Source organism: Bradyrhizobium sp. dw_411, from assembly GCF_018449695.1.
In the GTDB taxonomy this organism is placed as follows: domain Bacteria; phylum Pseudomonadota; class Alphaproteobacteria; order Rhizobiales; family Xanthobacteraceae; genus Bradyrhizobium.
The window spans coordinates 110,037-134,893 of record NZ_JAAVUY010000004.1 but is presented as its reverse complement, the minus strand read 5'-3'; the positions used below and the strand labels follow the sequence as shown (position 1 = coordinate 134,893).

The following is a 24,857-nucleotide window of genomic DNA, read 5'->3' as shown; positions in this document are numbered from 1 at the left end:
GTCGCAATTTGGCAACATTGTGATATGAATGCATCAGTCCGCTGGTAGTGGACGGGCCATGACTTCAGCTCACCTTTTGCCGGAATGACCAGCGTAGACACCTCGGCCGCACCGTTCGACCCGTCGCTCGCTGAATCCAAGGGGGGATCCCTCCGGAGGTGGCTAGCGCCGTTTGCCGTTGTTCTGGCGCTGCTGACGGCCTTCCTCACCTTCGTGGTTCTCACCGGGCTGACCCGGATTGAGCCGACGCGCGAAGTCGCCGTCTCCTTCATGCTGATGAACGGCGCCACCATCCTGGTGCTGGTCGGCATCATCGTCCACGAAGTCTGGCAATTGATGCAGGCGCGGCGGCGCGGCCGGGCGGCGGCACGATTGCACGTCCAGATTGTCAGTCTGTTTTCCATCATCGCTGTGTTGCCGGCGGTGCTGGTGGCGGTCGTCGCCAATGTGACGATCGATCGTGGCCTCGACCGTTTGTTTTCGGGACCGACGCGCGAGGTGATTCAGAACTCGCTGATCATTGCCCGCGCCTACATGCAGGAACACGCACAGCTCATTCGTGGCGACATCCTGGGCATGGCCAACGATATCGCCCATGCCCGGCCATTATACGACCAGGACCGCAAATCCTTTCGCGAATTGCTGACGGCCAATGCGGCAGTGCGCAACCTGCCGGGAGCGATGCTGATCGACAAGGATCGCAATATCCTGGAGACCGCGCAAACCGGCATTCAATTGGCCTTCGCTGCACCTCCGGCGGAGTTCCTCAGCAACGTCAATGAAAATGAGCCTGAGATCGCGGTGCTGCCTGACGAAAACTACGTCGCGGCCGTGATCCGGCTACGCGCCTTTAGCGACACCTTTCTCTACGTCGCGCGCCAACTCGATCCCCGTGTCGTCGCACAACTCAAACAAACCGAAGCCACCGTCGCCGAATACGCCGAAATTGAATCGCGGCGGCTCGGCCTTCAGGTCAATTTCGCGCTGATCTTCGCCGTGATCGCGCTGACTATCCTGATGGCTTCGATCCTGATCGGATTGAATTTCGCCAACTGGCTGGTTGCTCCGATCCGGCGGCTGATGAGTGCCGCCAGCATCGTCTCGACCGGCGATCTGCATGTACAGGTCCCGGTGCTCCGCTCGGAGGGCGATCTGGCGCAACTCGGCGAGACCTTCAACAAGATGACGCAGGAGTTGCGCACCCAGCGCGACGAATTGGTAAGCGCGAGCGATCTGATCGACAGCCGCCGCCGCTTCATCGAGGCGGTATTGTCGTCGGCAAGCGCCGGTATTATCGGCGTCGATGCGTCCGGCAGCGTCGGGATTCTCAATCGCTCGGCCGAAAAGCTGATCGGTCACGCGGAGTCAGAGACGCTCGATCATCCGCTGTCGGACGTGCTGCCCGAACTCGACGACATGATGAGAACCGCGCGAGAAGGGACTCAGCGGCTGGTGCAGGGCCAGATCACCATCACGCGCGACGGCCATGAGCGCAATCTGTCGGTTCGTGTCAGCGCCGAGCAGACCAGCCAGACCCGGGACAGCTACATCATCACGCTGGATGACATTACCGAGCTGGTTTCGGCGCAGCGGACTTCGGCATGGGCGGACGTTGCGCGCCGCATCGCCCATGAGATCAAGAATCCGCTGACCCCGATCCAGCTATCGGCCGAGCGCATTCGCCGCAAATTCGGCAAGGTCATCACCGAGGACAAGGCCATCTTCGAGCAATGCACCGATACGATCGTGCGCCAGGTCGACGATATCAGGCGAATGGTCGACGAATTCTCGCGCTTCGCGCGGATGCCGAAGCCCGTAATCGAAGGCGAGGATGTCGCCGATACCGTGCGTCAAGCCGTGTTCCTGATGCGGGTCGGACACCCCGACATCGATATCGACGCTGAGATCAAGACCGACCCGATGCGCGCGCAATTCGACCGGCGGCTGATTTCGCAGGCTTTGACCAATATTATCAAGAACGCGACCGAAGCCATTGAGGCCGTCCCCCCGGAAGAGCTCGGCAAGGGTCGTATTGATGTCATCGCTGAGCGCGAGAACGATGACATTGTGATTGATGTGATCGATAACGGCATAGGCCTGCCCAAGGTCAGCCGGGCCCGCTTGCTGGAGCCCTATGTGACGACCCGCGAGAAAGGCACCGGCCTTGGCCTCGCCATTGTCGGCCGGGTTCTGGAAGATCACGGCGGAAAGATCGAACTCAATGACGCCGCCGATATTCGTCCGGGCGCGCGGGGAGCCTGGATGCGATTGCGGTTTGCAGTATCGGGCCATGCACCAAAAATTGAAGCAAAGGAGCCCGTTTCCGAAACAAAACCGCCGGAATTCGAAACCATCGAGCCGGCTGCTACGACCAATGATCAAGTAAAAATCAAAGCCGCAACAGGCAATTGAAAAGACAGAAGACAGGCGTGATCCATGGCGAATGATATTCTTATTGTCGATGACGAAGCCGATATTCGCGATCTGGTTGCGGGCATCCTTGACGATGAGGGCTTCACGACGCGGACGGCGCGCGACAGCGACTCGGCCATGGCGGAAATCGCCAATCGTCGCCCGAATCTGGTGTTTCTCGACATCTGGCTGCAGGGCAGCAAACTCGACGGGCTGCAGTTGCTGGAGCAGGTGAAACGAGATCACGCCGACGTGCCGGTCGTGATGATCTCCGGTCACGGCAATATCGAAACCGCGGTCGCGGCGATCAAGCGCGGCGCCTATGATTTCATCGAAAAACCGTTCAAGTCCGACCGGTTGATTCTGGTGGCGACGCGGGCGCTGGAGACGTCGCGCTTGCGGCGCGAGGTGAAGGAACTCAAGCAGCTGGCGCCGGCCGCAAGCGTGCTGACCGGCCATTCGGCCTGCATGAACCAACTGCGCCAGACCATCGACCGGGCCGCCAAGGCCAATAGCCGGATTCTGATCGTCGGTCCCTCCGGGGCCGGCAAGGAATTGGCCGCGCGCACGCTGCACAATTCATCCAGCCGTGCGGAGGGACCTTTCGTCGTCATCAACGCCGCGGCGATTACACCGGAACGGATGGAAATCGAGCTGTTCGGCGTGGAGCAATCCAACGGCGAGCACCCGCGCAAGGCCGGTGCGCTCGAAGAAGCCCATGGCGGCACGCTGTTTATCGATGAAATCGGCGACCTGCCGCGCGAAACCCAGAACAAGATTCTGCGGGTGCTGGTCGACCAGACCTTCCAGCGGGCAGGGGGAAACGCCAAGGTCAGCGTCGACGTGCGCATCATTTCATCGACGGCGCGCAACCTGGAAGAGGAAATCGCCGAGGGCCGGTTCCGCGAGGACCTTTATCACCGGTTGTCGGTGGTGCCGATTCGGGTCCCGCCGCTGTCCGAACGCCGCGAGGATATTCCGGAGCTGATCGACTATTTCATGGATCAGATCTCGGTCGCGACGGGCTTGCCGAAACGTCAGATCGGGCAGGATGCGATGGCGGTATTGCAGTCGCATATCTGGCCGGGAAATGTCCGGCAGCTTCGCAACAATGTCGAGCGGGTGATGATTCTGGCGGGTGGTGGCCCGGAAGTCATCATCACCGCCGATATGCTGCCGCAGGACGTGGGCTCGATGGTGCCGGCGATGCCGACCAGCAACAATGGCGAGCACATCATGGGCCTGCCGCTGCGCGAGGCGCGGGAGGTGTTCGAGCGCGATTACCTGATCGCCCAGATCAGCCGGTTTTCCGGCAACATTTCTCGCACAGCGGAATTCGTCGGCATGGAGCGTTCGGCGCTTCATCGCAAGCTGAAGGCGCTGGGGGTCGGCTGAACCCCGATTCCCGGATTTTTTTCATGCCTTGACCGCGAAATTCCACCTGTTTCCGGGTTTTTCGGAGAATGTGACCTCTGTTCGGCAGGGGTAATGCGTGAACTGGCTTGCCTAAAAACCAAGCCTGCCCTCTAATCGTTCCGCCGCGCTCCCCGGAGGGGGATCTCAGGGAAGCCGGCAACCGGGGATGGCTCCGACAGAGGGCCGCGATCGGTAATAAAAAGAAGCAAACAAGACTGCGGGACAAAAACAATGGCGGCAGACCGCGCACAAAATCTACAAGACACCTTCCTGAATCACGTTCGTAAAACCAAAACGCCACTGACGATCTTTCTGGTCAATGGAGTGAAGCTGCAGGGGATTGTCACCTGGTTCGACAATTTCTGCCTGCTGCTGCGGCGCGACGGTCACTCGCAGCTTGTCTACAAGCATGCGATATCAACCATCATGCCCGGCGCTCCGATCCAGCTGTTCGAAGGCGGTGAGGATGCTCCGGCTTGAGAGTGAACTGATTGGAACCCCGAAATCTTGAAGGGGGAGCCGACCGTCCGCGGTCGGTAGCGGGCCAACACAGCGGGCGGGTGATTGTCATCGGCCCCTACTTACGCATGCGCCGCGGCGACCCCGAGGCGCAAACGGAGTTGCATGCCATTCGCGATTCCGAGGCGCGGCTCGAGGAGGCCGTCGGTCTCGCGCGCGCCATCGATCTCACCATCGCTGAGGCGCTGATCGCTCCGATCAATCAGATCCGGCCTGCGACCTATCTCGGCAAGGGCAAGGTCGATGAAATCGTCGGACTGATCACCGGGCATGAGATCGAACTGGTGGTGATGGATTGCGCGCTGTCGCCGATCCAGCAGCGCAATCTGGAGAAGGCATGGAACACCAAGGTGCTCGACCGCACCGGCTTGATCCTGGAAATCTTCGGCCGCCGCGCCAAGACCAAGGAAGGCTCATTGCAGGTCGAACTGGCGCATCTGAATTATCAGCGCAGCCGCCTGGTTCGGTCGTGGACCCATCTTGAACGGCAGCGCGGCGGCTTCGGGTTCATGGGCGGTCCCGGTGAAACCCAGATTGAGGCGGATCGCCGGCTGATCGGCGAGCGCATCACGCGTCTCGAGAATGAAATCAAGAAGGTTCAGGCGACGCGGCGGCTGCACCGCGCCGGCCGGCAGCGCGTGCCGTACCGCGTCGTGGCGCTGGTCGGTTACACCAATGCCGGCAAGTCGACGCTGTTCAACCGCCTGACCCGCGCCGACGTTCAGGCCGCGGACATGCTGTTTGCGACTCTCGACCCAACGCTGCGCGCGCTCAGCCTGCCGCATGGCGGCAAGGCGATGCTGTCGGATACGGTCGGCTTCATCTCCAACCTGCCGACGCAACTGGTTGCGGCCTTCCGTGCGACGCTGGAGGAGGTGCTGGAAGCCGATGTCATTCTCCACGTTCGCGATATCTCGCATGAGGACGCGGACGCCCAGGAGCGCGACGTCGATACCGTGCTGCGCCAGCTTGGCATCGACCCGGACGCCGGACAGCGGATTCTCGAAATCTGGAACAAGATCGATCGCTTCGATCCGGAGGAGCGGGAAAATCTGAAAAATATCGCCGCCCGTCGCCCGCCGGAGCGCCCGTGCTTCCTGGTCTCCGCGGAAACCGGGGAGGGGGTCGATGCGCTTCTTGCCGCCATCGAGGATCGGCTGGCGGCAACGCGGATGACGCTGGATTTATCGATCGATGCCGCCGACGGCGCCGGCATCAGCTGGCTGCATCGCAATGCGGAAGTGCTCAACAAAGAGCTTCACGACGGTCGCTTCGACATGACCGTGCGCGTCGATCCGACCAAACGCGATATCGTCGTCAACCGTTTCGACGCCGTGCCGCACGCGATGTGAGCAGCCACGCCACCAGGAATACCGGCGATCCGACCGCGATCCATGAAAAATATCGGCCGGTCTCGTCCAGCAGCAAGGCCGAGGCCAAGCCCGACAGTGACAACAGACCAACGACGATCGGCACGCCGTACACGGTCCGCCAATTCGGCGTGGAAATACGTTTATCCAATAAGTTCACGTGCACCCGCTGGGTAGGGCTTTACGGACCGGCCTTTACGCCGTCGGGCAATATAAAGATAAAGCCCGCTGCCAATGACGACAATGGTGAAGCCATCGAGCAGTACCCAGACGATCTTCAGCGGCATTCCACCATAATCGCCAAAATGAAGTGGCTGCGAAATGAACAGGGCTTTTAAATAGAACGGCAGGTCACGCGTGTCTGCGACAGCCGCGGTTTCTCCATCGAGTAGAATGGGCTTCAGGAGCCGTGATGTCAGCGGCTGGTCACCGCGCATAAAAGCGGCGAAATGATGCGAACTGCTGAACGGCGTTCCCGGAAACGCGATGAAGGCGACCTCCATGCCGGGAGCAGCCTTGGTGGCGTTCTCGACGATCTTGTCGAGCGATGCCATCCGCGAGCCGGGCGGCTTGTTGGCGTAGGGCGCGACCATGCTGGCGAGTTCGGTCGTGCGCCACTGATCGAGCATCGGCTCGGCCCATGTGTTGATCACGCCGGTGGCGCTGACCACGCTCGCCCATACGACAGTGATCACCCCGAGCAGATTGTGCCAGTCGAGCCATTTTATGCGAAGCGAGTTGGTTTGTCGGATTGTGCCGAATGGCAGGCGTCGCGTGAATGGCCAATAAAGCACGACGCCTGATACGATCGCGATCAGGAACAAGAGGCCCATACCGCCGAGAAACAGTTTTCCGGGCTGGCCCGCAAACATGTCGGTATGAAGCTTGAGCACCACCAGCATCGGACCGGTGCCGACCGGACCGAGCAACTTGCCGGAATAAGAATCCAGCGCCCTGACGACGGCGTCGTCAGGTTTACCGTTTGCGGCATAGTTGGTATAGGCGATCACGGCTCCGGGCTCGTCCTTGTCCCAGGCGATGTACTGCAACTGCTTGCCGGGATCACCGGCCAAGGCGGCCTCGGCTATTCGATCGACGGAAACTTTCGGTGTGCCGGCCTGGACCGGTTCAGGCTTCGGCGCGTAGCCGAGCAGTTCATCGATCTCGTGGTGAAAGATCAGCGGCAGCCCGGTCAGGCACAGCAGCAGCAGGAAGATTGTCGAGACAAGGCTTGTCCATCGATGGATGATCGACCACCATCGCACCGACCTCGCCGTCACGATGATGCGCCTCCCTCAAGCTCAAATCACGTCAAAATACTTACCACTTATACGATACGCTTGCCGTTTCGCGCCGGCGATCTCCGTAGAAGCAGGCGGTCGCCGAGCTACAGCCGCCGACATAGATGTGATCGGCGATGTTGGTAATGTTGAGCGCAAATCGCCAGTTAGCAACCTGATAGTGCAGCGCCAGGTCGCCGAGGACGAAGGACGGTACGACCAGCGTGTTGGCTTGGTCGGCATAGGAAATGCCGACATAGCGCACGCCACCGCCGAAGCCGAAGCCAGCAAGCCGGCCGTTCTGGATCGTGTAGTCCGCCCATGCCGAGGCCATCTCGCTCGGCGTATTGGTCGGCACCGTGCCGACCAGCGCCGGAACCACATCCTTGCTGTCGAAGATGCGGAAGTCGGTAAAGGAGGCGACGAGTTTCAGCTCTGGCGTCACATTCCCGACCGCCTCAAGTTCGACGCCGCGCGACGTCACCTCGCCGGTCTGGAACGCCTGCGTGATGTTCGCCGGGTTCGCCGTCAGGACGTTTTGCCGTTTGAGATCGAACAGCGCCGCGGTGAAGTGACCGTTGAAGCCTGCAGGTTCGAATTTGACGCCGACTTCCCCCTGCTGCCCGGTTTCAGGCAGGAAAAGTTGGCCGGTCTGGAAATTGGTGCCGACCAGCGGATTGAAGCTCGTCGCATAGGACGCGTACGGCGCAAGACCGATCGGCGTATTGTAGATGACCCCGATGCGGCCTGTGGATTTGCTATCGTCACGCGACAGGCTGGCGCCAATCAGGTTGTTGTCGTTCAAGTTCACCCAATCGTTGCGGCCGCTTGCGACCACCGTCAGTCGGCCGAGCTTGATCTGGTCCTGCATATAGACGCCAGTCTGTTGCTGCGTGAAATTCTGGTTCTGGAAAACGGTGCCGGGAAAGCCCTGGAACACGCCGTAAACCGGATTGACCAGATTGAGCGCCGGTGTTCCGAAGTCGAAGGCCTGGAGGTCGGCGAGGTAGTAGTGCTTGTAGTCGACACCGAACAGCGCGGTGTGCTGCACCGGTCCGGTGTTGAAACGGTATTCGAGCTGGTTATCGATGTTACCTTGGGTGGCGTTGTCGCGGGCGAAATCGTTGAAGCGCGACAGCATCGCGGTCGACGGATTTCCGTTGACGTATCCATTGCCGAGCAGCGTCTGGAATTCCACCTCATCGTGGGAGATGCGTGCATTCTGCCTGAACGTCACGCTCTCATTGATGCTTTTCTCGAACTGATAGCCCAGCATTTCCGTTTCACGCTTGAAGTAGTCGTCGCGCGGATCGCTGGCGAACAGCGAGGTGCCGATCTTGCCGAAGGGCGCATTGGTGACCGTTCCGACATAGGGAAGGAAGCCCTGCCCCCGCGTTTGATCCTTCTGTGCGAGCGCGATGATCGTGAGGCTGGTGTCGAGATCGGGCCGGTATCTGACCGAGGGGGAGAATGAATAGCTGTTGTCGTTGGTGAAATCCGTTTGCGTGCCGCCGTTCTTCACCGTGCCGGTCATGCGGTAATAAAGATCGTTGCTCTGTTTGGCCTTGTAAAAGAGATCGTCGCTCTGGCTGGACTTGATCGCGACAGGCCCTCCGAAATCGAAGGTAAAATAGGCATTGCCGAACGAGTTGACGCCGGTCTCAACGTAATTGAGCGGCTGGTTCGGAGGCGTCTTGCTGATGAGGTTGACGAAGCCGCCAGGCGAGCCGCCGCCATAAAGCACGGCAGACGGCCCGCGCAGAATGTCGATACGCTCAAGGCCGTTGATTGGCAGCTTCCAGGTGGCAAAACCGAAAGCCGCGGGAAGCGGCAGACCATCCATCAACAGTCCAACGTCCTGTGCGTTGAAGCCGCGAATCTGGAACCAATCGTTTCTCGTATCGGCGCCGAAGAATTGCGCTGCGACACCCGGCGTGTAACGCAAGGCTTCGGCGACGCTGGCGGGCTTCTGATCGCGGATCTGGTCGGCGCCGATTACCGAAATCGACTGCGGCGTCTCCATGATGCGCGTGTTGGTCTTGGTGCCGGTCATCGAACGGTCTGCGACATAACCGTCGATCGGGCCGCGAGGGTCCTGGCCGATCTGACCGCCTTTTCCACCACGCGAATTGGCCCCGGCCGCGGCCGTTTGGCCCGGACGCCGTGCGCGCTTCGATGCTCGGGAACTTGCGATTCGTGAATTGGGCTTCGACGCTGCAGTAGCGTTGCGCCCGGTATTCGGCGCAGTGACTGTAATCGGCGGAAGCTGTTTGCTTGAAGCGCCACCGTCGGAATTTTGCTGCGCGTTTGCCTCGATCGAAAAAAGACAGAGAACGGCGATTGAGGCTGACGCCAGAAAAATGCTGATTGAACCAGAACGCGTCGTCATGTGCCGTGCCCCACATTGGAATTAGAACAATGAAAAACGGCTGTTAAACACCGCTGTCACGGTTCGGCTTACACGAGTGGGGAAGTCGCGTTCTACGTTATTCGCGCTGACGAAACTTGAATCTCTCCAGTATGGAATCTGTCCAGCTTGGGAATAATCCAAAGCATGACGCGTGCGAACAAGCGACGTTTTGAATTATCAGTGATCGCTTGCTGGTGCGCTAGCGATCAAAGTGCCTCGTGTTGCTTCGCCTCGTTCCACAACGCATCCATCTCGGCGAGCGAAGCACTCTCGAGCGAACGTCCTTGTTGCGCCAGCGTTCGCTCGATGTAGCCAAAACGTCGCTCGAACTTGGCGTTGGTGCCGCGTAGCGCGGATTCCGGATCGGCACCGGCGTGGCGCGCCAGGTTGACCACGGCGAACATCAGATCGCCGGTCTCGTCAGCCAGTTCACCGGCGTCGCCGCGGTCGAGGGCAGCTTCGATCTCGTCGGCTTCTTCGCGAATTTTGTGCAGCACTGCGCGCGAATCGTTCCAGTCGAAACCGACCGTTGAAGCCTTGCGCTGTAATTCCATCGCGCGGGTCAAGGCCGGCTGTCCTGCCTTGACGCCCGATAGCAGGGAGTTTTCCGTCGGCTCTTCCAGAGGTCGGCGTGCCGCACGTTCGGCCTTCTCCTCGGTCTTGATGCGCTCCCACACATCTTTGACGTGGGACGGCGTCAATCGTCCGTCCTTGTCAGCGAAAACATGCGGATGCCGGCGGATCATTTTGCGGCAGATCGCATCGACCACGTCACCGAATGCGAATGCGTTCTGTTCTTCCGCCATGCGGGAGTGAAACACCACCTGCAGCAGGAGGTCGCCGAGTTCGTCTCGCAGGTCGTCGAGATCGCCGCGCGTGATGGCGTCGACGACCTCATAGGCCTCCTCGATGGTGTAGGGCGCGATGGTTGCGAAATTCTGTTCGAGGTCCCAGGGGCAGCCGCTGCCCGGGGTTCGCAGTTGCGCCATGATATCAAGCAGGCGTGAAATATCGCGGGAAGAATCCGTCATGGTGCACCGAGACCTGTAAAGCGTGTCAGGCCTGTATGCCGCAAGATGCGGCTGCGTCCCAGCGAAACGAGCCCGATCAAAGGCTATTTCCACCGGTTGGCGAGGGGGACGTTGGGTGCTATCGCAGCCGCCATGAGTGACCGGTTCCCAACCGAAACAGCATTGGTATTGTTTTCCGGCGGGCAGGATTCAGCTACCTGCCTCGCATGGGCGCTGGAGCGCTTTGAACGCGTCGAAATGCTCGGTTTTGACTACGGGCAGCGTCACCTTATCGAACTTGCGTGCCGCGAACGTCTGCTTGATGGGATGAAATCGTTACGCGCGGACTGGGCCGGCAAGCTCGGTGATAGCCACACCCTTGAGATTGCCACGCTCGCCACGATCTCGGACACGGCGCTGACGCGCGATGTCGCGATTGCGATGCAGGAAGACGGTCTGCCCAATACCTTCGTGCCCGGTCGCAATCTGCTGTTTCTCACCTTTGCGGCGGCGTTGGCCTATCGGCGCGGCATCCGGCACATCATCGGTGGCATGTGCGAGACCGATTATTCCGGCTATCCGGATTGCCGTGACGACACCATCCGGGCGCTGCAGACCGCGCTCAATCTCGGGATGGATCGGACCTTCGAATTGCACACGCCGCTGATGTGGCTGGACAAGGCAAATACATGGCAACTGGCGCATGACCTTGGTGGGGCCGGGCTGGTCGATCTGATCAGGGAATATTCCCACACCTGCTATCTTGGGGATCGCGGCGAGCAGCATGAATGGGGCTACGGTTGCGGTGAATGCCCGGCCTGCGCGTTACGCGCCAATGGATGGCGGCAATATGTGGAGCGTAGCGGTTAGCCCGCAAAATCCTCCGGCCTCAATTCGATCGGCAAACCATGCGGGGTGCGGTCGGCGGCGTGGTCCCAGGCATCGCGGTAGCGATGCTGGGTTTCGGGAGAGGCGACGCCCTTGGCGGCGATCAGTCCCTCCAGCGTCGCGAGCCAATGCCGGTAATAGGTCTCGCCCGTATCCGGATCGCCGGCGGCTTGCGCGCGTTTGATTTCATCGGCGAGCGCGGCCGCCCATTCGTTCCAGGTGAACAGGCCGCGCCCATGCAGTGCCAGCGCCATTGCAAAGGCATGCGCTTCCCAGGGTTCGCGGAACACCGGTCCATCGGTATCGCGGGGGATGCTCGGGACGGCCTTGGTCGCGTTAGCCGCGGCGGCTTCCATCACGCCGTCTCCAGATACGGCTCGAACGCCTCGATGGATATCTTCACCGTAGGATCGGCGTCCGGCCCCCACAGCTCGGCGCCGTCGAACACGACGGTGTACAGCCATTGCGGATTTTCGCCGGCTTCCATCGCAGCCGAATCCGGAAAAACATGGCAGCCGTGGTCGCGCTCAACCACGCCGACATGGCCGCGTACATAGCGTGGCAGCCTGGTATGCGTCGCCGGGTGAATATTCCTGGCGCGCACGCGATCACCTGCCTTGAACTTCGCGGGCGCCGGCGCAGCGCGCCCAAATCGGCCGCGCACCATGATGCGCTCGATGTCATCAAGGGTGAACTTGCCGTGCTTGAGCGGCTTTGCCGGTTCAACCGCGTGGCCCGCGGCGACATCCCTGGCGGCGATGTACCCCTTGTCGATGAGCAGGTCTTCGAGCCCGAGGAACCATTTCTTGTAATAGGAACTGCTGAGATAAACCGGAGGCGGCAACGTCTCCCGATAGAAGCGCGACGTATCGATGTTGAAGGCGCCGGCGGCGCCCATTGCGCGCACCATTGCCAGCACGCGAGCTTCCCATTCCGTATGGAACATCGGCTCGTTGGCTTCCGGCTCGACCTTGCCGAAACCGTCCATCCCGCCCATGTCGTGCACGCCGTTCACGATGGCGCGCCCGGCGTTTTGGGGAATCCGGTCCCGATCATCGAATCCCGCGTCACGAGGTCAGCAAGCTGCTGCTCGCTCCAGCCGTCGGTGCCCGCGGGGCGCATCGGCAGCACCAGGAAGCGGGTTTCGGCGGTGGAGTCCCATACCCGAATTTCGGTTTCTTTCGGCAGGCTGACGCCGAAATCGGCAAGCACGCCACGCGGATCCTTGACGGCGCGAGAACGATACGGCGCGGCCTTGTACCAAACCGGCGGCAATCCCAGCATTTCCCAAGGGTAGCAGGAGCACAATGTGCACACCACCATGTTGTGGCGCTGCGGGGTGTTCTCGACCGCGACAAGATGGTCGCCAACCCGGCTGACGTGTCCGAGCGTGCTGACGGCCTTGCTGGCATCCGCCAGCAGGGCCGCTTTGAACGCAGGATCGGACCAGGCCTTGGCAACCACCTGCGCACCATTATGGGGACCGATTTTCGTTTCATAGGCCTGAATGATGGCGTCGAGCGCGGCCGGATCGACATAGCCTTTTTCGGTCAGGATGGTTTCGAGCGCACGGACCCGCAATTCGGTTTCGGACAGTTCCGAATGGTCGTGATCGTGATGATGGTCGTGGTCATGGCCGGTCATGCCGCAAAGATAAACGCAATGTTCGGTTCCTGTCGAGAGTGCTAGCCTGCGGCCTTGAGGCCAGGACCCGGAGCAGCGCGGTGACAACAATCAATTGTGATATGGGCGAGGCATTCGGCCTCTATCGGATCGGCGACGACGAGGGGCTGATGCCGCTTATTTCCGTCGCCAATGTCGCCTGCGGATTCCATGCCTCCGATTTCAACCACATGCGCAGGACGGTCCAACTGGCCAAGCAGCATCGCGTCAAGGTCGGCGCGCACCCGTCGCTCCCCGATCTGCAGGGATTCGGCCGCCGCGAAATGAAGATGGCGCGCGACGAACTGGCCAACTGCATCATCTATCAGGTGGGTGCGCTAAAGGGCTTCCTTGAAGCCGAGGGCATGCCGCTCAACCACATCAAACCCCATGGTTCGCTCTACGGCATGGCGGCGCGGAATGAAGCCATGGCGCATGCCATCTGCGATGCCGCGGATATTTTCAAGGTGCCCTTGATGGGCATGATCGGCACGCAACACGAGACCGTTTATCCGGCACGGGGCCATGCCTTCGTCGCGGAGTATTATGCGGATCTCGAATATAATGATGACGGCAGCCTGATTGTGACGCGTGAACATCAGGCCGTCGATCCCGCAGAGGCTGCGGCGCGCTGCCTGCGCGCGATGGCCGAGGGCAAAACCAAGAGCATCAATGGAGTGGACGTTGCGGTGCGCGCCGATTCAATCTGTGTCCATTCGGATACGCCAAATGCCGTTGCCGTCGCCCAGGCTGTGCGCAATGCATTGACGTCTCAGCTACGCTGACAGGCAGGCGAAGCAAGCGGCAAGGGGAGGGTGTCGGTGACCGATTTTGTATCGATCGAAAAGGGACTCGGTCCGGAAGGCCGCATCGCCGTGGTTCGCTTTGACCGCGGCGACGGTATCAACGCGCTGTCGCCGGAAGCACTGCGTCAATTGACCGATGCAGCGCGCAGCTTTGAGGACGACGGCGACACGTCCGTTGTGGTGTTGACCGGCAGCGCTAAGGCGTTCAGTGCCGGATTCGACCTGAAAGACGCGGAGGGCCAATCGCGCAAAACCATGGATATCGGTTCATTGCGCCGGCACCTGAAACTCGGACCGCGGCTGTCGCGCGCCTGGCAGGAGATGGAGCAGATCACTATCGGCGCCATCGAAGGGTTTTGCATCGGCGGCGGTGTTGCCTTGGCCGTCGCGCTGGATTTTCGCGTCATGAGCCGTGATGCCCACATGCGGGTGCCCGAAATCGGGCTCGGCATGAACATGAGCTGGCAGAGCATTCCGCGCATGTTGCATCTGATAGGACCGGCGCGAACCAAGCAGGCGGTGATCCTCGCCGATCAGCGCATCAGCGCCGCCGAGGCTCATGAATGGCGTCTGGTGGAGGAAGTGGTTGATCCCGGCACCGCCTTCGATGCCGCGATGATCATGGCGGCAAAAGTCGCGGCGCAGCCACCGTTGTCGGTCGCGATGACCAAGCTGACCGTCAACCGTCTGGCCTACGCACTGGATGACCTTGCCAGCCACATGGATGTCGATCAATTCGCGCTGGCAAGCATGACAGAGGATCACGGGGAGGGCGTTGCCGCCTTCCTGGGCCGGCGCAAGCCACGCTTCACCGGGCGTTAAAACGCAGCAGGATCAGCGCACCGAAGCCGCCACGTGCTTGCCGATCCAATCCAGCAAGATGTCCGCGATATCGAGGCTGTTGTCGTCCTGCATCAGCATGTGCGAATTGCCCTTGATGCCGATGTCGGGCAGCACCAGCAACTCCGCCTTGCCGCCCGCCGCATTGGCGGCGGCGATGAAGGCGCGGCAGTTCTTCAGACGCGGAGCCCAGCGCGGAAACTCATCCACATAATCACCGAACAGCACCAGTATCGGCAGGCCGGCATAGGGCGCCATGTCGTCGGTGGGCAAAGGACATGCGCCGGGTTCGATCGAGACGATCCCGGCGATGCCCTTCCGGCTGAGTACCGCGGTTTGAAACGGATAGATGCCCGATTGCGAATGGCTCATCAGCACCGTACCGCCGATTTTCTGCGCCAGTTCCGAAAGCGCCGGGACGGTCGGATTGGGCGTGGGGAGGCTGTTCAGGCTGTCGGGGACCATCTGCTTCCAGAACTCGGCCTGGGCAGCGAGAGGAAAGCGCATGCCGGGCATGGTCTGCGGATATTCCTTGCCGAACCGGAAGATCGCCCAGGCGCCCTCGTGGCCGGCGGAAAATACGGTCGGTAGCTGATCCACCGCGGCCTTGCCGTTGCGAACCGCGTTGATGGCGGAGGGATCGGCAGCCGAGCGGCCACGCCAGACTTGATCGATCACGTAAGTCGGATGGCTATGGCGGACGAAATATTCGTCCCAGCCCATGCGGCCGTCCGGGGTGGTTTCCCAGGTTTTGCCGGTCAGGCAGCAGCCATGGATCAGGGTGATGGGAACCGCTGATGTGCCGACCGGGACCTGATAGCGCACATACATCTGGTCGACGGTGATGGTGCCGGACGAAGCGTAGGCCGGCAGCGTCGACAGCGTATCGGACTTCACCTCGCGGCCGCCGATGAAAAAGCTGCCTTGGCTGGCGATAGTGAGAGGGCCGGGGTCGGGGCGAGGAGGGGTCTGCGCTGCGGCCGAGGCCGCCATTGAGCAAAGGCCGGCGGCGATAAGCATTGCACGCATGCGGTGTTCCTTCCCAGAGTCGCGGCGCGTTGGCGCCATTTTTATTTTGTCCGAGCTTAACTGGCGCGCTTATGCGCCGACTTCTTGTCGGTCGCCTTCGGTTTTGTTTTAAACGTATCGATGACGGTCTGCGCCGTCGAGATGAATTTGGAGCTGGGACCGTTGCAGCCTGCCGACTGCCGGCTGACGCGTGCGCCTTCGAGAAGCAGCGTGAGGGTATCGGCGAGCACTTCGGATTTGGCAATGCCGGCCCTGCGGCATAGCCTGGCCAGCCGGTCGCGCTGGTCGGTCTTCATTTCCTCGATGACGCGCCGGGCCGGATGCCCGGCCTCCGTCAATTCGACCGCGGCGTTGGCGAGATCACAGCCACGGCCATCAACCGAGATGCATTCCTCTGCCCGCTTGAGCCAGGACCTCAATTGCGCCTGGGCATCGTCGGGATTCTCTCGTTCGATGTCCCGCCAGATGTCGTCGGCTTCGGATACGACACCGCGAAGATAAGCGACGATAAGCTCGTCCTTTGATTCGAAATGCCGGTAGAGCGTCATCTTGTTGGTGCCGGCAGCCTCGGCGATCGCATCGACACCGACACCGCGAAGTCCGTGGCGATGGAAGAGATCGCGAGCCGCGGCGAGGATGCGCGCGCGGGGAGGCGCGATCAAAGCAACTTCGTCGGGCACACTTGCTTCCTCCGGTGGACGATACCGTGCGCCCCGCTTGACCGCGATGTTACCGATCGGTAAGGTCGATGTTACCGAACAGTAACATCGCTCGACATTCAGGGTCAAGATCGGTTCCCGCATTGATGCGGTCTCCCGGCCTTGATAAACGGAGACTCCCTCCGTATAATAATCGGAACCATCCTCCGTTTAGGCCGGGTGATGGAACAATCCCGTCACATTCACGATCAAGATCGGTCTGCTACCATGGTCAGCTTCTTCATTCACCGGCCGATCTTCGCGTCGTCGATTGCCGTCATCATGGTGCTGGCCGGCGCCATTTGTTACTTCCTGCTGCCGGTCTCGCAATTTCCGGATATCACGCCGCCGCAGGTCGTCGTCAGTGCGGTGTATCCCGGGGCAAGCGCCCAGGTCGTGGCCGATACCGTCACCACGCCGCTGGAGCAGCAGATCAACGGCGTGCAGGGGATGACCTATATGTCATCCTCGAGCTCGAACGACGGCTCCTCGACCATCACGGTGACCTTCGACGTCGGCTACCCCCTGAGCATCGCCGCGGTCGATGTGCAGAACCGCGTGGCGCAGGCTGCGGCCTCGCTGCCGCCGATCGTCAATCAGGCCGGCGTCATCATCAAGAAACAGAATCCGAACTTCGTCCTGATCGTGAATCTGGTGTCGCCGGACCGTTCCGTCGACCCCGTAGCGTTGAGCAACTACGCCTATCTCCAGGTGGTCGATCCCCTGAAGCGCGTGCCGGGTGTGGGCGACGTCCAGATCTTCGGCGAGCGGCGCTATTCGATGCGAATCTGGCTCGATCCTGACAAGCTCGCCAAGCTAGGGCTGACCGCGGTGGACGTGCAGCAGGCGGTCTCCGAACAGAACGTTCAGGTCGCCGCGGGAAAGATCGGGCAATCGCCGGCGCCGGCCGGCACGCCATTTGAAATGCAGGTGAACGCGACCGGGCGGCTCAGCGATCCCGAGGAATTCGGCGACATCGTGGTGCGTTCCGATCCGGCCAGCGGCGCGATCGTCCGCATGCGGGACATCGCGCGTATCGAGCTTGGCGCTTTGCAATATTCCTCCACGGCGGTGTTCGGCAAGGATCCGACCGTGGTGCTCGCCGTGTTCCAGATGCCGGGTTCGAATGCGCTCGACCTTCAGCAGCATGTGAAGGACAAAATGGAGGAGCTCTCCAAGCGCTTCCCCAAGGGCATCGAATATGCCTTGCATTACGATACGACACGCTTCGTCTCGGCGGCCAAACGCGACGTGATCATCACCCTGACCCAGGCACTGTGCCTGGTCGTGCTGGTCGTCTTTATCTTCCTGCAGAACTGGCGCACCACGCTGATTCCGACCATCGCCATCCCTGTGTCGCTGATCGCGACTTTGGCGGTGATGCAGGTCATGGGTTTCTCGCTGAACATGCTTAGTCTGCTTGGCATGGTGCTGGCGATCGGGCTGGTCGTCGACGATGCCATCGTCGTGGTCGAAAACGTCGAGCGCCAGCTTGAGAACGGTCTGCCGCCGCTTCGCGCCGCCCAGGCCGCGATGGCGGAGGTGACCGGTCCTATTATTGCAACGACCGCGGTGCTGATGGCCGTTTTCGTGCCGGTCGCCTTCATTCCCGGCGTCACTGGGCGCCTCTATAATCAGTTCGCACTGACCGTCGCCATCTCGGTCGGAATTTCGGCATTCAATTCGCTGACGCTAAGTCCGGCCTTGAGCGCGGCCTTCCTTCGGCACCGTCCGGCGAGCAATTTCGCGCCGTTCCGGTGGTTCAATGCGGGTTTCGAGCGGCTCTCGCATGGCTACGCCAATTTTGTGCGGCTGCTGATCAGGGCGAGGTGGGCGGTTTTAGTGTTGTTTCTGGCCGTGCTCGGCGCGACCTATTGGCTGTCGCAGCGCATTCCGTCGAGCTTTCTCCCGGTCGAGGATCAGGGCTATTTCTTTGTCGTGATTCAGCTTCCCGACGGCGCCGCCCTTGAGCGCACCGATGCGGTCGCCGAAAAGGTGAGGGGCATCCTGGAGGCCACGCCGGGCGTCGACATCGTCGGCTCGATCAGCGGGCTCAACTTCCTGACCAATGCCGCGCAGTCGAACTCCGCGGTCGAATTCGGCATCCTCAAACCTTGGGACGAGCGGCCGCCCGAACAGAACGCCTCGCGCATTGTCGCAGACGTTCGCCATAAACTGCTCGCGATACCCGAAGCCTTTGTCCTGAGTTTCGACCCGCCGTCGATTCCCGGTCTTGGCACTACGGGCGGTTTCGAGTTTCAGGTCGAGGATCTGACCGGCCGCGGCAGCTTCGCACTGAATGAGGCGACACAGGCCCTGATCGCCGAAGCGCGCAAGCAGCCCGAGCTGAACCCGATGCAGCTGTTTTCGTCGTTTTCGACGTCGACCCCGCAGTTCAAATACGATCTCGATCGCACTAAGGCCAAGCTGCTCGGGCTCAGCGTGCCCGACGTGTTCAACACGCTGCAGATCTATCTTGGCTCCCTCTACGTGAATGACTTCAATCTGTTCGGGCGAACTTTTCGTGTTACACTTCAGGCCGACACGGCATCCCGCGCATCGGCGACCGACCTTTCACGACTCTATGTGCGCAACGCCAGCGGCGGCATGGTGCCGCTAAGCACGCTCGGGCTTCTCAAGCCGATCGTCGGCCCGGAGACGGTGCCGCACTACAACAATTACGCGTCTGCGCTGATCAATGGCGGCGCCGCGCCGGGCTATAGCTCCGGACAGGCGGTGGTTGCGATGGAACGGGCGGCGGCGGTGGCGCTGCCACGCGATTTCGCCTTCGAATGGACGGGGATCACCTATCAGGAGTTGAAGGCCGGATCGATCGCCATGGTGGTGTTCACGCTGGCTATCGTTTTCGTCTTCCTGATCTTGGCGGCGCAATACGAAAGCTGGAGCATGCCGTTCATGGTGCTGTTTGCGGTGCCGCTGGCGCTGTTCGGAGCGTTCCTGGCACTGTTCGTTCGCGGTCTGCAGACCGACGTCTATTCGCAGATCGGCTTGGTGATGCTGATCGGATTGTCAGCGAAGAACGCCATTCTGATCGTCGAATTCGCCAAGCGGCGGCGCCAGGAAGGCCTCAGCATCGTCGAAGCCGCGATGGAAGCCGCGCGACTGCGGCTGCGGCCGATCCTGATGACGGCGTTCGCGTTCATCCTGGGCGTGATCCCGCTGATGGTGGCGAACGGCGCGGGCGCGGCGAGCCGGCAATCGATCGGCACTACCGTGTTTGGCGGCATGCTCGCCGCGACGATCCTCACGCTGCTTTTCGTACCCGTTTTCTACGCGGTCATCGAAGGCTTCCGGGAACGGAATCATAAAACAACGGCTACCAGCGGCGATGCGCCGCTGGCACATGTGCCAGCCGAATAAATTCAGGGGAACATCATGCGAGCTTGGAAACTTTTGTTGGGAAGCGCCGTCATCATTGGCGTAGGGGCGGGCGCATTCTTCTATTCGAACCGTGGCCCGCAGACGGCGGCCGCCGCGGCGCCATCAGGTCCGCCGGCGATGCCGGTGCCGGTCACGGCAGTGATCAAGAAGACCATCCCGGTCTATCTCGACTATTCCGCGCGCACCGAGTCCATTCGCGAGGTTTCGCTGCAGGCCAAGGTGGCCGGCTACATCCAGTCGCAGCCGGGAACGGATGGCGCCGATGTGAAGGAGGGCGATCTCCTCTACAAGATCGATGACCGCGACTATCGGGCCACGCTCGATCAGGCCAAGGCGCAGGCGCAACGCAATGTCGCTGCGCTCAGCTATGCACGGTCGAACTTCAATCGTGGCGACGAACTGGTCAAGACCGGTTTCCTCGCCAGGGACAATTACGACCAGCGCGCCAGCACGCTCGGCCAAAGCGAAGCATCGGTCGCGATGGACAGCGCCAATGTCCACAGCGCCGAGATCAATCTCGCCTATACCGAGATTCGAGCACCTTTTAACGGCCGTCTCGGCCGCAATCGCGCGGCCGTCGGCACCCTCGTGGGCGGCGCCGGGACCACGCTCAACACGCTCGTTCAACTCGATCCGTTGTACGTGACGTTCAATCCGAGCGAACGGGATCTTGCCGCCATCCAAACGGCGCGGACGACCCGCAAGGTGGTCGCCAAGGTGTCGTTGCCGGATGATTCCTCGAACAGCTATTCGGGCGAACTCAGTTTCATCGATAATGGCGTGGACCGCGGGACGGGAACGATCACCGCGCGTGCGACGGTGCCCAACCCGAAATTTACGCTGCTGCCGGGCCAATATGTCCGCGTTCGCCTGCATGTCCGCGACGAGACCGACGCGCTGCTGGTGCCACAGACCGCTCTGGGCTCAAGCCAACTCGGCAAATACGTCTACGTTGTCAGCGCAGACGGCAAGGCCGAGCAGAAGCTGGTGTCGTTGGGACCGACCGACGGCGACTCCGTCAGCGTGACCGGTCTGTCCGAAACCGACCGCGTCATCACCGGCAATCTGCAGAAGATCGGTCCGGGATCTCCGGTTGCGCCGATCCCCGGAAAGGCAGCGTCGCTCTCCAAGTGAGATGAGGGAAGTTCGCAGCATTATCCGGCTTCTCCGCCGGTTTTGGGAGCGATGGGCGAGGGTCTCGCCCGACGCTCCGGATGCCCCCGCGATTGATCCGGACGAATTTTCAGAGCTGATCCGAAGCGGCCGCAAGCAAGACCTGGAAACGCTCGCCAAACGATTGAGCGAACGCCAGAGAACCAGGGTTTAGAACCACTGGTTGGTTACTGACCGCGCTTCATGCTCATTGCCTGCTGCGACGGTGTATCGCTCGGCAGTTCCTTGTCGCCCTTGGGATATTCGTTCGCATCCAGCAGGAAGGCGGCAAGCTCGGCGTAGCTTTGGTCGGTAAGGCTGCCGGGTCGGTCTGGAGGCATCTTGGCCTTCATGAAGCCCACCAAGGCTGCCACGGAGCCACCAGCCCAGTGCTTCTTGAAATACGATCCGTTCAGCGGCGCACCGCCGAATTCGCCGTTATCAAGCTTGTCGCCGTGGCATTGGACGCAGCGGTCCGCATAGATGTCGGAGCCGCTCGTGACCTGGTCTGCGGTGAAGCTCACCGGCACCGATCCGCTTGCGCCGCTCGCCGTCGCCGGTGCGCCGCCCCCGAATGTACCTGACCGCAGCGCATAGACCGCTGCCGATGTCAGCGGCGGCGTGCGAAGCGCCTTGATCTCATCTGCCGTGAACGGCTTGAAGCCTGCCGGCAATGATTTGCCATTGTCCCAGGCGGTGCTGACGTAGTTGAGCACGGCTGCGATGTCGCTGTCGCTCAACGCCTGCCAGTCCGGCATGGTGCCGGCATAGTTGCCGCCATTGACGCTGATCTGGCCCTCCAGGCCGAATAACAGCACCTTGCCGACATAAGTGCGCCCGTCCGCCGGCTTCAGCAGATCGGGGAAATGTCCGGCCAGCGGCGGAAAGGCGTCGGCCATGCCTGTGCCGCCGGCCTGATGGCAGGCGGCACAGTTGCTTGCGTAGATGCGCGACCCTGCATCCGCACTCCCTGCGCCGGTTTGTGCCAGTGCGGGGAGCGTTGCCACCAGCAAGGCTGTGGTGGCGACGATGCCGTGAAGGGAAGGGCGGAAGAAGCGTCGTTGCATCATTTACTTTTTGTTTTCCGGCAGCGCGAACACGAACAGCGCGGAGCCGCCATCGGGGATCGCGATCTCTGGCGTCAAAGTGGCCAGCGAACGTGCATGGCTGGACCCGTTACCCACCGCGACAGCGACATACTGCCGGCCCTTCACCGAGTAGGTGATCGGGAAGGAGTTGACGATGTTCGAGGTGCGCATCTGCCACAATACCTTGCCCGTCTTGTCATCATAGGCGCGGAAGTAGCGATCCAATGCGCCGGCGAACACAAGACCGCCGCCGGTCGAGATCGCGGCACCGGTCTGTGCCCCGCGCGTGCGGTCGGACCACACCGCCTTCTGGGTGAACAGATCGACGCCGTCGACGCGGCCGATCTTGCCGTCGCTGTTCGGAATCTGTCCACGCGCGAAGATCGCGCGGCTGCCGCCGGTGTAGGTCTTGCCTTCCTCGATCGGAATCGGGGTGGTGTCGGAGCAATACTCGTTCAGCGGCAGATACAGCATGTGCGTGCGTGGGCTGTAGGAAGTGGCAGGCCAGCCGCGGCTGCCGGGGTCCGCCGGGCAGTTGGTGGTGGTCTTGCCGATATGTGGTACGGCGGCCTGATTGATCGTCTTGGCGCCGGTCTTCGGATCGATCGCCGAAATGACGTTCTGGTACACCGTCTCCTTGCCCCACAGCCACTGGCCGTTAGTGCGGTCGAGCACCTCGATGATGCCGAGCTTGCCCACGGTCACCAGAGCCTTGCGCACCTTGCCATCGACGGGAAGGTCGACCAGCACGCGCTCATAGGCGTAGTCTAGGTCCCAGGTGTCGTTCGGCAAATGCTGGTAGTACCACTTCAGCTTGCCGGTATGCGGGTCGAGCGCGAGCGTGGCGCCGGTGTAAAGGGCGTCGTTGTTGGCGCCTTCCTTTTTCGGGAGCAGTCCGCCAATTTCGGCGATGTGGGGGTAGGGCTGGCCAACGCCCAGGAACAGGGTGTCGGTGTCGGGATCGTAGCTGCCGGAATTCCAGGTCGAGGCGCCGAAACGCTTCTCCAGCGGCAGGCCGTTCCAGCTATCGCCGCCGGGCTCGCCGGGCTGCGCGACGGTGTGGAAGCGCCAGAGCTCGTTGCCGTTGTTGATGTCGTGGCCGGTGATGAAGCAGCCGCCGGGCATTGCGTTGCCGCAGCCGGTCATGCCCTGCACGATGACGTTGTTGGCGACCAGCGGGCCGCCGCTATAGCGCCAGCCTTTCTTGTAGTCCTCGGTTTGGTGATCCCAGAGCAATTTGCCGGTTTTCATGTCCAGCGCGATGATGTGGACGTCTGAAGTGGCCACGATCAGCTTGTCGTCGACCATCGCCATGTTGCGCTTGGCGGCGAAATTTCCATTCTGGCGCGGGATTTCAGCGGGGATGTCGCGCTTGTACTCCCACAACAGGTCGCCATTGGCAGCGTCGAGCGCCTGCACCTTGTCGAGGAAGTTATAGAGGAACATCACGCCGTCATGGACCAGCGGCGTGGTCTCGGTGGCGCCCGGCGTCATCGCCCAGCTCCAGGCGACCGTCAGGTTCTTTACGTTGTCGGTGTTGATCTGCTTCAGCGGGCTGAAGCCCCAGGTATCGTAAGTGCGGCGCCACATCAGCCAGTCGCTTTCCGGCGGATTGAGCAGCATCTTCGCCGGAGCAGGGGTGAGGGCACGCAGCAGCGCGTCGTTCTTCGGCGGGGTTACTTGGGGCTTTTCCGATACCGCAAGTGGGGGCGGCGCCTGCGCGAAAGCCGGGGCTATGCCCAGCGTACCGGCAGCCAACGCGCTGGCGCAAAGCAACTGTTTAATCAGATTTGTGACAAGCTTCTGCTCAGGCTTTTTCTTGGGAATGCTCATTTTTGTTTATCTCCCGTATTGTTTGACTGGTGGACGCTTGGGCGCGCAGCAGCTCGTGCGATATAGCCATATGTATATAACGTGCTGCCACACACTTGCGTGAACCATCAGAATTGCTCGATCGTGCATCGAGGCTTTTCCGTTACGACAATTTACGCCGGGAAGACAGCCCCTTGGCGCGAGGGCGTTGACTGGTCGATATGCAGTCGACGCGCATCGAATGCCTCAACGAGGCACGCCTTAGGTATCAACCGCGCAACGCGGCTCTTTGAAGTTGCGCAATGGTACTGGTGCCAAATTACAGTCGTGACTGACCCTACGGATTGTCGCGAACTTTGCGCGACGGCTGTCGTCAGTCGGGCGGCGAACGTGGCAGCGCGCGACGACCCACCGTGCCAGGTTCGTTGTGGATTTCAAGAAAACCGGAGCGTCAGCCCGTACCGATCTGAAAAGCCAAAGCCTCTCGGTTGGATGCCAGATGCGGTGCCCAAACCCTCCGGGATCGAAGGATCGCCCAAACCCGAAAGGCCAACTGCGGTTCTGTATTTCAAGCCAGCTTGGGAGGATGGCTTGAGGGGACCGAGACGACAGGTCTGTACCAAGATGCCGATCTAAAAATACGATATTCGCATAAGGTATATTATGGAATATATTTATATACAAATATTCCAAATAGTTAGAGATAAATCCTGCAGTTCTTGCTCAGCATGATCCGATCTCTTGCGTCCAGTCCTATAGATATCCAACCGCAACTCGTCCGGCAAACGTGCGGCGGTCTGATGCGGATCGCGGCATCGGCGCGCTTCACATCGAGCCGGGTTCGGCGGTCATCAAAACGGGCATGGCGCGAGATCGACCGGGACGGATTTCCAGCCGTGCTCTGGCGCCACTGACGGGCTTCCGCAAGCAGCTTCCGGGCGAAATTCCGCGACAAAAAAGCCGTCCGCACAAGGCTTGGTATTTGGGGCGAAAGCGGGCAATAAGCCGGTCAAAGACGGCTGGTGACCCGGCGGCGCAGGGTCCGTATGATCAAAATATAAGA

20 protein-coding genes are annotated in these 24,857 nt (G+C 61.1%); 9 read left to right on the top strand and 11 right to left on the bottom strand.

What is annotated here, in order from left to right; translation table 11 throughout:
- The first annotated feature begins 84 nt into the window (after positions 1-84).
- The 4 genes from HB676_RS07890 (at position 85) to hflX (ending at position 5,699) form a co-directional block, all read left to right on the top strand.
- The gene (locus tag HB676_RS07890) at positions 85-2,412 is read left to right on the top strand and encodes a PAS domain-containing sensor histidine kinase (protein WP_213737155.1); all 2,328 of its coding nucleotides are present in this window, start codon (positions 85-87) and stop codon (positions 2,410-2,412) included.
- A gap of 24 nt (positions 2,413-2,436) precedes the next feature.
- On the top strand, positions 2,437-3,807 hold the full coding sequence (locus HB676_RS07885; protein ID WP_213737154.1) for a sigma-54 dependent transcriptional regulator: 1,371 nt from the start codon (positions 2,437-2,439) through the stop codon (positions 3,805-3,807).
- Positions 3,808-4,059: 252 nt separating this feature from the next.
- A complete protein-coding gene (hfq, locus tag HB676_RS07880; protein WP_006020546.1) occupies positions 4,060-4,308 on the top strand; it encodes an RNA chaperone Hfq in 249 nt (82 codons plus the stop codon).
- A gap of 11 nt (positions 4,309-4,319) precedes the next feature.
- Positions 4,320-5,699, top strand: coding sequence for a GTPase HflX (gene hflX / locus HB676_RS07875; RefSeq protein WP_213737153.1), 1,380 nt, complete (start codon positions 4,320-4,322; stop codon positions 5,697-5,699).
- Here hflX and HB676_RS07870 read toward each other — a convergent pair.
- The 4 genes from HB676_RS07870 to mazG form a co-directional block, all read right to left on the bottom strand.
- Positions 5,665-5,868, bottom strand: a complete 204-nt coding sequence (locus HB676_RS07870) for a hypothetical protein (RefSeq protein WP_213737152.1) — start codon at positions 5,866-5,868, stop codon at positions 5,665-5,667. The two genes, hflX and HB676_RS07870, sit on opposite strands and share 35 nt — an antisense overlap.
- Positions 5,861-6,997, bottom strand: coding sequence for a PepSY domain-containing protein (locus HB676_RS07865; RefSeq protein ID WP_213737151.1), 1,137 nt, complete (start codon positions 6,995-6,997; stop codon positions 5,861-5,863). The genes HB676_RS07870 and HB676_RS07865 overlap by 8 nt, the downstream gene beginning before the upstream one ends.
- 40 nt (positions 6,998-7,037) lie before the next feature.
- Positions 7,038-9,050: a TonB-dependent siderophore receptor gene (locus tag HB676_RS07860; protein ID WP_249780127.1), complete on the bottom strand. Its 2,013-nt coding sequence runs from the start codon at positions 9,048-9,050 to the stop codon at positions 7,038-7,040.
- Between the two features lie 563 nt (positions 9,051-9,613).
- Entirely contained in the window at positions 9,614-10,438 is an 825-nt protein-coding gene (mazG, locus tag HB676_RS07855; protein WP_213737149.1) for a nucleoside triphosphate pyrophosphohydrolase, read from the bottom strand.
- A 132-nt stretch (positions 10,439-10,570) separates the two neighbouring features.
- Between mazG and queC the strand changes: the two genes are divergently transcribed.
- A complete protein-coding gene (queC, locus tag HB676_RS07850; RefSeq protein ID WP_213737148.1) occupies positions 10,571-11,287 on the top strand; it encodes a 7-cyano-7-deazaguanine synthase QueC in 717 nt (238 codons plus the stop codon).
- On the opposite strand, the gene HB676_RS07845 is transcribed toward queC, so the two are convergent.
- Genes HB676_RS07845 through nthA form a run of 3 tightly spaced genes read right to left on the bottom strand, consistent with a single transcriptional unit; the run spans position 11,284 to position 12,949 of the window.
- The gene (locus tag HB676_RS07845) at positions 11,284-11,661 is read right to left on the bottom strand and encodes a nitrile hydratase accessory protein (RefSeq protein ID WP_213737147.1); all 378 of its coding nucleotides are present in this window, start codon (positions 11,659-11,661) and stop codon (positions 11,284-11,286) included. The two genes, queC and HB676_RS07845, sit on opposite strands and share 4 nt — an antisense overlap.
- Entirely contained in the window at positions 11,661-12,320 is a 660-nt protein-coding gene (gene nthB, locus HB676_RS07840; RefSeq protein WP_213737146.1) for a nitrile hydratase subunit beta, read from the bottom strand. The genes HB676_RS07845 and nthB overlap by 1 nt, the downstream gene beginning before the upstream one ends.
- Positions 12,317-12,949 (bottom strand): nitrile hydratase subunit alpha, encoded by a 633-nt coding sequence (nthA, locus tag HB676_RS07835; protein WP_213737145.1) that lies wholly within the window; start codon positions 12,947-12,949, stop codon positions 12,317-12,319. The genes nthB and nthA overlap by 4 nt, the downstream gene beginning before the upstream one ends.
- A gap of 80 nt (positions 12,950-13,029) precedes the next feature.
- On the opposite strand from nthA, the gene HB676_RS07830 reads away from it, so the two are divergent.
- Complete coding sequence (locus tag HB676_RS07830; RefSeq protein ID WP_346347289.1) at positions 13,030-13,752, top strand: LamB/YcsF family protein; 723 nt, start codon at positions 13,030-13,032, stop codon at positions 13,750-13,752.
- A gap of 36 nt (positions 13,753-13,788) precedes the next feature.
- Positions 13,789-14,595, top strand: coding sequence for an enoyl-CoA hydratase-related protein (locus HB676_RS07825; protein WP_213737144.1), 807 nt, complete (start codon positions 13,789-13,791; stop codon positions 14,593-14,595).
- Between the two features lie 12 nt (positions 14,596-14,607).
- On the opposite strand, the gene HB676_RS07820 is transcribed toward HB676_RS07825, so the two are convergent.
- Together HB676_RS07820 and HB676_RS07815 are read right to left on the bottom strand one after the other, a co-directional pair.
- A complete protein-coding gene (locus tag HB676_RS07820) occupies positions 14,608-15,642 on the bottom strand; it encodes an esterase (protein WP_213737143.1) in 1,035 nt (344 codons plus the stop codon).
- Positions 15,643-15,698: 56 nt separating this feature from the next.
- Positions 15,699-16,322: a TetR/AcrR family transcriptional regulator gene (locus HB676_RS07815; RefSeq protein WP_346347288.1), complete on the bottom strand. Its 624-nt coding sequence runs from the start codon at positions 16,320-16,322 to the stop codon at positions 15,699-15,701.
- Between the two features lie 246 nt (positions 16,323-16,568).
- Between HB676_RS07815 and HB676_RS07810 the strand changes: the two genes are divergently transcribed.
- Together HB676_RS07810 and HB676_RS07805 are read left to right on the top strand one after the other, a co-directional pair.
- Complete coding sequence (locus HB676_RS07810) at positions 16,569-19,721, top strand: multidrug efflux RND transporter permease subunit (protein WP_213737141.1); 3,153 nt, start codon at positions 16,569-16,571, stop codon at positions 19,719-19,721.
- A gap of 15 nt (positions 19,722-19,736) precedes the next feature.
- Positions 19,737-20,876, top strand: a complete 1,140-nt coding sequence (locus tag HB676_RS07805; protein ID WP_213737140.1) for an efflux RND transporter periplasmic adaptor subunit — start codon at positions 19,737-19,739, stop codon at positions 20,874-20,876.
- 206 nt (positions 20,877-21,082) lie between these two features.
- On the opposite strand, the gene HB676_RS07800 is transcribed toward HB676_RS07805, so the two are convergent.
- On the bottom strand, positions 21,083-21,964 hold the full coding sequence (locus tag HB676_RS07800) for a c-type cytochrome (protein ID WP_213737139.1): 882 nt from the start codon (positions 21,962-21,964) through the stop codon (positions 21,083-21,085).
- Positions 21,965-23,815, bottom strand: coding sequence for a PQQ-binding-like beta-propeller repeat protein (locus tag HB676_RS07795; protein WP_213737138.1), 1,851 nt, complete (start codon positions 23,813-23,815; stop codon positions 21,965-21,967).
- Between the last annotated feature and the right edge of the window lie 1,042 nt (positions 23,816-24,857).